Origin of the sequence: Flavobacterium sp. Leaf82 (genome assembly GCF_001422725.1) — a bacterium.
GTDB lineage: Bacteria > Bacteroidota > Bacteroidia > Flavobacteriales > Flavobacteriaceae > Flavobacterium.
Genome location: NZ_LMMA01000035.1, coordinates 63590 through 76057 on the forward strand (window position 1 = coordinate 63590; position 12468 = coordinate 76057).

Below are 12468 nucleotides of genomic sequence, written 5' to 3' on the forward strand. Positions count from 1 at the left end.
CATGAAATCAGGATTAACTCTCATTGTATTGTTAGTATTTACTTTTGGATATTCACAAAAAGAACTTAGTACGAAACTAGAACAATACATGGACGCACAATTTGCCATTAACGATTTTAGTGGCACCGTATTGGTTTCTAAAAACGACTCGATATTGCTTAAAAAAGCATATGGCTTTGCTGATTACGAATGGAAAGTAAAAAATGAAATAGATTCGAAATTTAGTTTGGCTTCGGTTTCAAAGCAATTTACGGCTGTTGCCGTTTTGCAATTAGCAGAAAATAAAAAACTTTCATTAGATGATCCTCTTAGTAAGTATTTTGCTGTTTTTCCTAAAGGAGATAAGATAACTGTAAAGATGATGTTGACTCACAATTCAGGATTAGAAATGGATTATGACGAATTGTATTTGACAAAAACTGATCTCGATAAAGATTCGGTTTATACGTATCTGGCAAGAAAGCCTTTATTGTTTGAACCAGGCACTAGTACAGCTTACAGTAATATTGGTTATTATTTATTGGCGCGCATTATCGAGAAAGTATCCGGACAATCCTATTTAGTATATTTAAAGCAAAATTTATTTGATAAAGCAAAAATGTACCATTCAGGAGTTTCAACAAATGATGTAATAGTCGATAAAATGACTCACGGATATTATTTTAACGATAATAAATTAGTAAAAAATCCGTACATCAACTGGAACTTTAATCTGGGACATGATGGTATTTATTCGACTGTAGAAGATTTAAATTTATGGAATAAGGCGCTTTTTGAGAGTCAGATATTATTATCTGAAGAATCAAAAAAGAAAATGTTTACGTCCTACAATGAACAAAATTTTGGTTTTGGAGTTATTATTAATCCTTTTTACAATCAAAATCATCAGCTAATTGCGCATGACGGAGGTTTTTTTGGTGCCATGACTTCATTTAATAAATTTACTGAGGATAAAGTTTTTATTACAGTTTTATCCAATAACCAATCAAAATCATATTATATCGCTTATGGTCTCGCCGGAATATGTTTTGGGAAAGAAGTCGAGCTTCCGTACAAACACATTCAAAAAGTGATAGATACTAAAGTTTACGATCAATATGTTGGGGATTATGCAGATATCAAAATCCTGAAGAAAGATAATAAGTTGTATTATAATGATTATGATATCGAACTGCTGCCGGAATCTCCAACGAAATTTTTTCGCTCAGATAATAACAATACTACATTGGAATTTATTAAGAATAAAAAAGAAAAAATTATGCAGCTCGAAATAAAAAAGGCTGGAATAAAAGAAATAAAAAATAAAACCAAAGGAGTTTAAACACTATTTTTGTGCTCAAAATTTGATACTATGTTATTTCTTGTTTTAAGTATTTTGTGCAGTGTAATTGTTGGCGTAATTTTCAAAATAACCAGAAAATACAATACCAATCCCATACAAATTGTAGCAGTTAATTATTTGATTGCACTGGCACTTTGTTATTTTACTTTTAGTCCAAATCTGGCAGAAGTCAATTCAAATTCACCCTGGAACATTTACATAGCCATTGGCGTTTTATTACCTTTTGTTTTTCTTTCTCTGGTCGCTTCGATAAAGCATATTGGGATTGTAAAAACTGATGCTGCCCAACGCTTATCGCTGTTTATACCCATACTCGCTGCATGGCTTATTTTTAAAGAAGAATTTAATAGCTATAAAGTAGCAGGGATTATAATTGGTTTCCTGGCGTTGCTGTTTATTTTAAGAAAACAATCTGAAAACAAAGAGAATAAATGGTTATATCCTGCCGCTGTTTTAATTGGGTTTGGAGTGATTGATATTCTTTTTAAACAAATAACACTTTATACTTCTTTGCCTTACCCAACATCTTTATTTGTTGTTTTTTGTATTGCTTTTGCTGTAGCAATTTTAATTGCTATTTATGAAATTGCTGTCAAAAAAGTAAACTTAGAACTTAAGAATATACTTTTTGGAGCCTTGGTCGGAATCTTTAACTTCGGAAATATTCTCTTTTACTTAAAAGCGCATAAGGCTTTTGCCGATAATCCATCGACTGTTTTTGCCGGAATGAATATGGGAGTTATCATTTTAGGAAGTTTTGTTGGTTTGCTTTTTTTCAAGGAGAAATTATCAAAAATCAATTTTATCGGAATCTTTTTAGCTCTTATTTCTATTATTTTTATTGTTATATCACAATTTAAATAATTTATTTAACCTCATAAATCCTTAGTTTACAGGTGATTTTGTGTTATTTTTAATAATATTGAAAATAAACTCGACTAATTCTATAGAATTTATAAATTATATTTATAGATTTGCAGTAACAATGAAAAACTATAGTCTAAATATCATCCCGTTTATGTGCAGCTTCACGATGTGTTGCATGAAGAACGATGCGATGAGATGGCGTTAATAGAGAAAGTACTTGTTAGTTATTTTTTTTTTAGCCTTTCATGCACCATGAAAGGCTTTTTTTTAGAACTATTAAAAAAGGAATGAAATGAGATCAAATAGAAATACGAATATTATGATGCAATGCTGCCTTATGAAAATTCCATGTTGCAGCTGTAGCAATTATTAAAAATGATAAAAGCTTCTTTACAACTATCAAAGGAACTTTTAATGGATCAATTTCTAAACCCAATAAACCCAAATTTTAAAAAATATATATCATGAGTACAGAATTAATAAAACAGAATCCTTTTCAGTCAATGATTGATCGTTTTAATATCGCTGCAGATATTTTAAATTTAGATGAATCAATCAGGCAGAAACTACAACGACCTGAAAAACAAATTGTAGTTAATTTTTCTATTACGTTAGACAACGGAAAAGAACAAAATTTCGAAGGATATCGAGTGATTCACAATACAGCTTTAGGCCCGTCAAAAGGAGGAATTAGATATGATAATGGCGTAAATCTTGATGAAGTAAAAGCCCTTGCTGCCTGGATGACCTGGAAATCTGCGGTAACAGGAATCCCGTTTGGAGGCGCAAAAGGAGGAATTATTTGTGATCCAAGAACGCTTTCTAAAACAGAATTAGAAAAAATTACCAGAGCATATACCAAAGCTTTATCAGATATTTTTGGACCAGAAAAAGATGTTCCTGCACCGGACATGGGAACCGGGCCAGACGAAATGGGCTGGTTAATGGATGAATTTTCAATAGTTCACGGTAAAACAATTCACGCCGTTGTAACCGGAAAACATTTGCATTCAGGAGGATCTTTAGGCAGGGTAGAAGCAACCGGAAGAGGTGTAAGCATAATTACTTTACTGGCACTTCAAAAATTAAAATTAAGACCTGCAAGATCCAGCGTTGCAATTCAGGGTTTTGGTAATGTAGGATTACATTCGGCTTTGTTTTTATTCGAAAAAGGACTAAAAGTAGTTGCTGTAAGTGATGTTTCTGAAGCTTTTTATAATCCTGACGGATTGAATATTCCGGAATTAATCTTGTATTATAACCTCAATAATAAAAGTATCAAAGGATATCCAAATTCAGTTGCCATCAAACATGAAGACTTATTATTGTTAGATGTCGATGTATTGATTCCGGCTGCAAAAGAAGACGTTATCACGCAAAAAAATGCTAATGAAATACGGGCAAAAATTATAGTTGAAGGGGCAAACGGACCTGTTTCTTCTGATGCGGATCAAATATTACACAACAATAATGTTCTTGTAGTTCCTGATATTTTAGCCAATGCGGGAGGCGTTACGGTTTCTTACTTCGAATGGCTTCAAAATTCGCTTTTAGAATCCTGGAGAATTCACCAGATTAATACCCGTTTAGAGGATATTTTAGAAAAAGGTTTTGAAACTGTTTTTAGAGTTGCAGCAAAACATAACGTAACGCCGCGTATTGCTGCCTATATCATTGCTTTGCAAAAAGTAGCCGACACACAATCTGTAAAAGAAGTGGCTCTGGATACGCCAAAGTTTAAGCAGAATTAATTAGAGAGAAATTTAGAACGAGATTATTTTCATTGATTGGTATTATTCTGAAAGGGAAAAATAATATTAATCAATGAAAATATCTTTTCGTTTAAGTCAGAATGAGTTATTTATAATTTTTTACAAATCAAAAAAGTAATTTTTAAAAATGGAACATATTAATTTTCTTGCCTTCGCAATGCCAGCTTTTTTTCTTTTCTTATTTTTAGAATATAAAATAGCGCAATGTAGTAAGAGACCTGAAATTTTTAATTATGAAAGTTCGGTTTCAAATATTAGCATTGGTATTGCAGAGCGATTGATAAATTTATTTATAGCCGCAAGTTTTTATCAATTGTATTATTTGATCTATAACAACTATAGAATTTTTGATATTCCAAGTAATGTTGTTGTTTGGTTTGCCTTGATTCTCGCTACTGATTTTGTCTGGTATTGGTATCACAGACTGGGTCATGAAGTTAATTTTTTCTGGGCAGCGCATATTGTACATCATCATAGCGAAGAGTTTAATTTTACTGCTGCAGCCAGAATCACAACTTTTCAGGCAATAGTAAGAACCGGGTTTTGGTGCGTGCTTCCGTTAGTTGGTTTTCATCCTTCTATGGTAATTACGATGCTTATTGTTCATGGTGCTTATTCCTTTTTTACACATACACAGCTTATTGGTAAAATAAAATGGTTAGAATATGTTTTTGTAACACCTTCGGTTCATGGAGTTCATCATGCTTCTGACGAGAAATATTTAGATAAAAATTATGGCGATATGTTTACTTTTTGGGATCGTCTTTTTGGAACTTTTCAGGAAGAAGAAGAAAGACCAAAATATGGCTTAACACATCCGCTAAAAAGCTACAGTTTCTTGTGGCAGCACTTTCATTATTATTTTGAAATCTACGAATTATGGAAACGCTCTGAAGGTTTTAGTGCTAAATGGAAAGCCATTTTTGGAAGTCCCGCTCACATGGATCAGGATATTAGGCCAATATTAGAAAAACGTTTCCTGCAAGATAAAGAGAATCCGCATCAAAGGCTTCGCTTCAAGAATTATCTCTACATTCAGTTGGGATTATGCACGTTGTTTCTAACTGTTTTTACTTATTATTTTGACTATTTAGAACTAATTGATAAGATGTTTGTTTTATTTATTATTCTAATTACACTTGTCAATTGTGGTGCTTTGCTAGAACAGCGAAAATGGATTTATTACCTCGAATACGGACGCATTTTTATTGTTACAACCTATTTGTTATACCAGGAAAATCTAATTTCATTTTTCTTTGTTCCGGTTGCGATTATGATTTTTGCTGAGCAGTTATTCTCGTTAAGTACACGTTATCAAAATGTAGTTCTTCAATTAGAAACTTCGGAGTAAAGAGTAAAGAGTAAAGAGTAAAGAGTAAAGAGTAAAGAGTAAAGAGTAAAGAGTAAAGAGTAAAGAGTAAAGAGTAAAGAGTAAAGAGAAAAGAATAAAGAATACAGTTTTTGCCACGAATTACATCAATTAATTATCTCAATCCTATAATTTGAGAAAATTAGTGTAATTCGTGGCAAACTTTTTTATTTTTTAAATTGTCTTAATCGCCATAATCTTCTCTTCAAAAGTATCTTTAAAGTCTGATTTGCTTTTGATTCTGGTTTTATAGGTATAAATTGTAGCTACAGAAAGTTCGAGAAATTCAGCCATTTGACTGCTATCCTGAATTCCTAATCGATACAAAGCAAAAATGCGGAGTTCAGTATTTAAAAGTTCTCCTTTTTTTACCACACATTTATGATCATTTGGAAATAAATGATTAAAATCAGTCACAAAAGTTGGAAACAATTTCAGGAAGATTTCATCAAACTGATGAAAAAGGTTCTCCCGTTCTTCCTTCACATTATAACGCTTTAAACTCGCAATAACTTCATCTGTTTTTTTGGTGATGATTTTATGTAGCGTACTTTTCTGGATATGATCTATTTTGTTGATAAAAGCCGAAGTTGCCTTGATAAAATAAGTAATATATTCTTCTTTAATCGCATTTGCTTCACTCAGGCTAATATTCATTTCCTGAAGCTGCGCGTATGACGATGCCATTATTTTTCGGGCTTTATTTTTTTCTTTTAATTGTTTGAAAATAATAATCGAAAACAAAATAATAATCAATGTTAAGATCGTTAATAGAATAATGATTTTTTCGAGTTTATCGTTTTTGTCTTTTACATTATTTAATTGCGCTTTCTCGATAATGGGCAAAATAGAAGATATTTCAATTTTTCTATGCCTTGCATTATAGAAAGTCGCATCATCCATGGCAATATTAATATACTCATTTGCTTTGTCTAAATAACCCATTTTAAAGAGTTCATTGGCTAAGTTTCTAAGCGCAACAGTTTCTTTAGTCGCATTCTTAACATCGGCAATAGCGGCAAGAGCCAGATATTGAATCGCTTTTTTTGTATATCCGCGTTCTGAATAGATGTAACCAAGACTAGAAGTTGCAATTCCGTAATAATCCGGTGGTAACTTATAGTTGTTAATCCAGTAACTAAATGCAAATTCAGCACCGCGCCAATCTTGTTGTTTCAGGCGTTTTAAACTTTCTGCTGCCCAATATTCGTTTGTATTCGTACCAATTAATTCTAAAGCTTTTTGCAAGAAATGATTTCCTTGTTGTACATAGTGAATATTAAAACGCTGATCCCGGTTATAATCGGCTAAATCATAGTAGGCACGTGCTTTTATAGAATAAAATTCGAATTTATTTCTCTGGTCCAGTTTTTTATCATCAATAACATTCAAAGTATCAATTGCTTCCTTGAAAAGCCCGGAAGACAGCAATACAAAACCTTCCTTGATTCGGCTTTTAGCCAGATATTTTGGTTCTTTCAAAACAATGGCTTTGATTTTAGCCTGTTCTAAATAGTAATATGCCGAGTCATATTTAAAAGATTTATACTCTTCAAATAACAGCATATAATTCTCATAAAGATGTTCGTTGTTCTGGCTTAAAGTAAACTTTGAGACATTTTTTTTTAAGGCTTCTATTTTACGATATTTCTGTTTTAAGTAAATATCCTTTTTTAGGAGTACTTTATCTAATTCTTCCAGAACAGGATTTGTCTCCTTCGCAGTCAGAGAAAAACCTGCAATGAAAAAATATAGAATTACTATTCTTCGCATGTTTTTGATTTGGTTTAGGGGTAAAAAATAGGTTTAAGTTCTGTTGTGTTAATTCGTTTTAAATACAAAATTAATTGAAGAGCTGATGATTAGCAACTTTTAAAAATTCGGGCAGTTTCATTTCTGGATCTGTCTGGAAAAGCGGAAATAAAGGGTGAAAGTGGTTTTGAAATGTTAAAAGTAGTCTAATAACTTGCAATTATACAATAAAAACCAATTAAATATATGTATAGTGAAAAAATATTCTGCTTTAATTTACATATTGTCATTTTTACCATTATTTACATGCTTTTTTTATCTAAACAGCGTCTTGATTTTTGCTTCTGTAAAAATATTTCAAAATATTGATTTTCAATTATTTAAATCTGAAATTATGCAGATTATATCTTGATTTTTTACAGATGGTTTTTTTTAGATTTATTTAACATCTAGTTTCGTGCTGTCCTTTTGAAGGATAAAAAAAACTAACAAAAACCAAAATTTTATGAGATGTAAAAGTATTTACTGGTTAGCTGTCATGATGTGTTTGTTTGCAATTTCCTGCGATAACACAGAAGATGGCAGCTCCGTTGATCCAATCACTATTTATGAGAAAGTAAATGGAAATTGGGGATTAACAAACTTGAAAATGGTCGATGACTTTGCAAAAGCAAACAAGATCGAGCCAAGCGAAGAAAACTTGAGTACGTATTTTAACTACGAAGATTTTAAAATAAAATTCAATGTAGACGAAAAGAACAATCCAACAAGTTATGAAGTTACAGGCAATGTTCCTGCTTTATTTGCCCCAAAAGGATATTGGCAGTTAAGCTCAGACTTTCAGCCAACAAATCCCGGTAACGCTATAAAAATCTACTTGTATAGCGATGCACAAAAAACGCAAAAAACCGATGAGTTAAGATTATCATCAGTTCCGGGCAAAACTGGAGAGATGGAAATCCAGTTATCACGTACTTCCGGCGGAGCAGCGTTTATATCTTATGTATTTAAATTAAGTGCTATTAATTAAAAAGTAATATGAAGCCGCTGTGATTCTGTGTTGTAAAAAACGGAATTATAAGCCGCGAGCCATATTCCGTTAAAAATAAATATTATCTACGTATGAAAAAATTTATATATACAATTATACTTTCCCTTATGCTGGCTCCAAATTTTTTGCAGGCGCAAGAAACTGCAGGAGCTGTGGGGAGTATGTCATCATTTCCTGTAGTGTACAAATATGATGAAAAAGTAACCTGGTTTTTTGATTTGTCCGCAACAACATTTGCTGAGAATGAAGAGGTTTACATGTGGATCTGGTCACCATCTGAACCTGATGCGGGACATTGGGAAAACTCATCTGATTTTGCCAAACTAACGCATGTAAAAGATAAAATCTGGAGTTTTACATTGACCCCAACAGAATATTTTTCTAAAACTGTAGCGCAAATTGCTGCAAGTGACGGTTTTTGGTTTCGTTTAAAAAACAAAAACGGATCAAAACAAAGCGAAGTGGCGAATATGACTTATACTGATTTTTCTTCCTTTTACACGGCTAATGAGCTGATCAGAGCTTATCCAACCAAACCAACAATTGATAAAGGTGTAAGCATTTTGTTTAATGCTAATCTGGCTCCGGGATTTGCAGGAGCAACAAGTGTGCACATACACAGCGGACTAAACGATTGGGATGTTCAGCAAATGTATGAAGCTTCGAAACCTGAAATTGCAGAAAAAACAAAACTAAAAGATTTAGGAAACGGTTTTTATAAAATGGACTTAGTTCCTAAGGATTATTATAATACACCGGACGGTTACGTGATGGAAAACCTTGTTTTTTTAATGGTAAAAGACAATTGGGCAGGCACAATACCGGATCAGGTTTTATATGCGGGAGCTTATGTACCGCCACCGCCACCGGTTTTTGGATTTTTCCCTTTACAAATTAGCCAAAAAGATTTTCTTGGCATGTCCAGAAAAAATAATGAGTCGGGTGTAAACAAATTAATCTACAAGATTACAGCCGGAAGCAAAGTAATTTCTGGTGAGTTTACCGGAGGAACGGCTGAGATAAAAGGATTTGTCAACTTGGTTTCAGAGCTTAAGGATGTTCCAAATTTAAGTGAAATACATGTTTTGGTAAAAGACAATAAAGACAAAACAATTTCGGACACTACAATCCCTCTTAAAACTTTAGACAAATAATTCAAGATTAAATTAAACATCAATTCTAATGAAATGAGCATAACCAAAATTGGTCATAATAGGCTAATAGTGGATGTGCGAATTACATATGACCGATAAAAAACAATAAATAACTACATATGAATAGTAAAAATAAAAAAATAGTCCTGCATCAAATGTGGACTACTAAAAATGTGGTATTCATGATTTTCATGCTTTTTCTTTCGGCAGGAATGTTTGCTCAGGAAAAAAAGCAGGTATCAGGTACCGTTTATGATAATACAGGAAGTGTATTGCCGGGAGCAACGGTAATCGAAGTTGGTACTAAAAACGCAACCACTACAGATTTTGACGGTAAATTTTCGTTATCTGTAGCCGTAGGAGGTTCTATCGAAGTTTCGTTTATTGGTTCAACAAATCAAAAAGTTCTAATAACGGCAGCTACAAAACCTAATATTGATGTTCGTTTGCAAAATGACGGTTATATGCTTGCAGAGGTTCAGGTAGTTTCTGTAGGGTACGGAACACAAAAGAAATCAGATTTAACAGGAGCAATTTCAAGTGTAAAAGCAGATGATTTAGTAAAAGGAACAATATCTTCTACAGAGCAGGTTTTACAAGGAAAAGTAGCTGGATTGAATATTATTCATCCTTCTGGAGATCCTTCTGCAGCTTCAACGATTCGCTTGCGCGGAGGAACATCCTTAACAGCAAGCAACAGTCCGCTTATCGTGGTTGATGGTATTGCCGGAGTCGACATTAATATCGTTCAGCCATCAGATATTAAATCTGTAGATGTGCTAAAAGATGCATCGGCTACAGCCATATATGGTTCAAGAGGAGCAAACGGGGTTATTATCATTACTACAAAATCCGGTACAAAAGGAGTTTCTGTTACTTACAGCGGTTTATCAAGCGTAGGTTATGTAACGGATAATCTGGATCTTTTATCTGCAAACCAATGGAGAAATTATGTGCGTTCTACCGGAAATAAAGATGCTGTAGATTATGGCGGAAATACAAACTGGCAAAAAGCATTGCAGCAAACAGCTATTTCGCAATCGCATACTTTGAGTATCAATTCAGGAAAAACTGATAGTGGTTTCAGAACTTCACTTTCTTACCTGAATAATGAAGGCGTTATAAAATCTACGGGACTTGAAAGATTAAGCGGAAATATTAATGCATATCAATATCTTGGAGATAATAAAGAGGTGAAATTTGATATGGGTTTATTTGCCAATGTTGACAAATGGCATCCGTTAGATTACAGGATTTTTGAACGTTCTTATAATCTAAATCCAACCATTCCGGTTTATGATGCAAACGGAAAATTTTCATCTGTTTCAGGAACGCTTTACGAAAATCCTGTTGAAATTTTGACCAACAGAACGGTTGATAACGAAAGACACAGATTGTTGGGTTACTTTAAAACAGAAGTAAAATTTTTAAAAGATTTTCTTGCTGTAGCGAATATATCTTATGAACACAACGCGGTAAAAGGAAGTACTTACAAACCAAGTTATGCTGTTCTGGAAGGAATTACAGAAAACGGTTATGCTCAAAAAACATATGCAGAGTTTGCAAATGCACAAGGAGAATTGTATATAAATTATAATAAAGTAATTGATAAACACACTATTGGTGCGCTTGCCGGATATTCTTATTTAGAGAATATTTATGAAGGTTTTGGAGCACAACGAAGTGGTTTTGTTACTGATGCTTTTAGTTACAACAATCTTGGTGCAGGATATAATTACCGTTTAGGCGATGTGTATTCTTATAAAGGAAAATCGAATTTAGTTTCATTTTATGCACGTGCCAATTATTCGTATGATGGGAAATATTTGCTAACCGGTACGGTAAGAAGAGATGGTTCAAGCCGTTTTGGAGAAAATAATAAATGGGGAACATTTCCATCTGCTTCTGTGGCCTGGAAATTGTCAAGCGAAGAATTTATGAGTAACACAAAAGGCTGGCTGGACAATCTTAAATTTAGAGTTGGTTATGGAGTTACAGGAAATCAGGACGGAATTGGCGAATACAAATCGCTTTCGATCTTAGGAGTTGGAAATGATAGTTACTATGATCCAACTACAGGAACATGGAGTTTGGCATATTCACCAAAACAAAACCCGAATCCGGACTTAAAATGGGAATCAACAAAACAACTAAACATTGGTGTAGATTTTAGTTTATTCAACAGGATTACAGGTTCATTCGAATATTATTCTAAAAACACAGATGATTTATTGTATACTTATGAGGTTCCTCAGCCTCCGTATTTAGTGGGAACTATGCTGGCAAACGTAGGTGAAATGTCTAATAAAGGAGTTGAACTTACATTGAATGCTGACATCATAAAAGGCGATAAATTCTCGTGGAATGCTAATTTAACTTTAGGACACAACGTTCAAAAAATCGAAAAATTATCAAATCCAACTTATAAAACGGATGTTATTTACAGCGGTTCGCTCCACGGATTAGCAGGAATGTCCGGACAATATTCTCAAATTATTGCCGAAGGTTATGCTGTTGGAACTTTCTGGGGTTTTGAAAGTGCCGGACTTGGAGCAGATGGTAAAATGTTGTACTACAATGCTGCCGGAGAAAAAGTACTGGATAACGCTTTGGTCGATGCTGATAAAAGAGATTTAGGAAATGTACAACCGGATTTGACAATGGGTGTTGGAATGAATTTTTCTTACGGAAATTTTGATCTTGGCGTTTCAGGATACGGAATGTTTGGTCAAAAAGCATTGAATGCAACAAACATGATGCTGAACGATCCTAACAGATTACCAACTTTTAATGTTCCGGATGATTTTCTTGGCAGCGGCATAACATCTGCACCAAAATATTCTAGTTATTGGATCGAAGATGCTTCATTCTTCAGGCTTCAAACAGTTTCAGTAGGATATACTTTACCTTTAAAATACAAAAGCTCAAAACTTAGAATTTATCTTATGGGAGAAAATCTTGCCGTATTTACAAGTTACAAAGGTGTAGATCCTGAGATTGGTTTAAATGCACAAGACGGAATTAATCAAACCGGAAAATTGGATGAAACTGGCTTAGCAGCTCCGGGAATCGACAGATATAATAATTATCCTAGGCCAACAACAATTTCTGTTGGATTAAATTTTACGCTAAACAACTAAGCGATTAACTCAAAAATATAG

The 12468-nt window shown here is 33.4% G+C and carries 8 protein-coding genes; 7 read left to right on the plus strand and 1 reads right to left on the minus strand.

The window, feature by feature from the left end; genetic code table 11:
• The first annotated feature begins 1 nt into the window (after window position 1).
• The 4 genes from ASF10_RS21400 to ASF10_RS21415 all read left to right on the plus strand — a co-directional run bounded on the left by ASF10_RS21400 (window position 2) and on the right by ASF10_RS21415 (window position 5332).
• On the plus strand, window positions 2–1321 hold the full coding sequence (locus tag ASF10_RS21400; RefSeq protein ID WP_056253982.1) for a serine hydrolase domain-containing protein: 1320 nt from the start codon (window positions 2–4) through the stop codon (window positions 1319–1321).
• 30 nt (window positions 1322–1351) lie between these two features.
• Entirely contained in the window at window positions 1352–2206 is an 855-nt protein-coding gene (locus ASF10_RS21405) for a DMT family transporter (RefSeq protein WP_056253985.1), read from the plus strand.
• Between the two features lie 467 nt (window positions 2207–2673).
• Window positions 2674–3960 (plus strand): Glu/Leu/Phe/Val family dehydrogenase, encoded by a 1287-nt coding sequence (locus ASF10_RS21410; RefSeq protein WP_241774996.1) that lies wholly within the window; start codon window positions 2674–2676, stop codon window positions 3958–3960.
• 148 nt (window positions 3961–4108) lie between these two features.
• Window positions 4109–5332 carry a sterol desaturase family protein gene (locus ASF10_RS21415; RefSeq protein ID WP_056253987.1) on the plus strand — a complete coding sequence of 408 codons (1224 nt, stop codon included), beginning with the start codon at window positions 4109–4111 and terminating at the stop codon, window positions 5330–5332.
• A gap of 192 nt (window positions 5333–5524) precedes the next feature.
• Here the strand turns inward: ASF10_RS21415 and ASF10_RS21420 are convergent, their stop codons facing one another.
• The gene (locus ASF10_RS21420) at window positions 5525–7123 is read right to left on the minus strand and encodes a DUF6377 domain-containing protein (protein ID WP_056253990.1); all 1599 of its coding nucleotides are present in this window, start codon (window positions 7121–7123) and stop codon (window positions 5525–5527) included.
• Between the two features lie 484 nt (window positions 7124–7607).
• Between ASF10_RS21420 and ASF10_RS21425 the strand changes: the two genes are divergently transcribed.
• From ASF10_RS21425 to ASF10_RS21435, 3 genes are all read left to right on the plus strand, one after another.
• Entirely contained in the window at window positions 7608–8132 is a 525-nt protein-coding gene (locus ASF10_RS21425; RefSeq protein WP_056253993.1) for a DUF5004 domain-containing protein, read from the plus strand.
• 92 nt (window positions 8133–8224) lie between these two features.
• Window positions 8225–9307, plus strand: coding sequence for a hypothetical protein (locus ASF10_RS21430; RefSeq protein ID WP_056253995.1), 1083 nt, complete (start codon window positions 8225–8227; stop codon window positions 9305–9307).
• Between the two features lie 119 nt (window positions 9308–9426).
• Entirely contained in the window at window positions 9427–12447 is a 3021-nt protein-coding gene (locus ASF10_RS21435; RefSeq protein ID WP_082472485.1) for a SusC/RagA family TonB-linked outer membrane protein, read from the plus strand.
• Window positions 12448–12468: the final 21 nt, after the last annotated feature.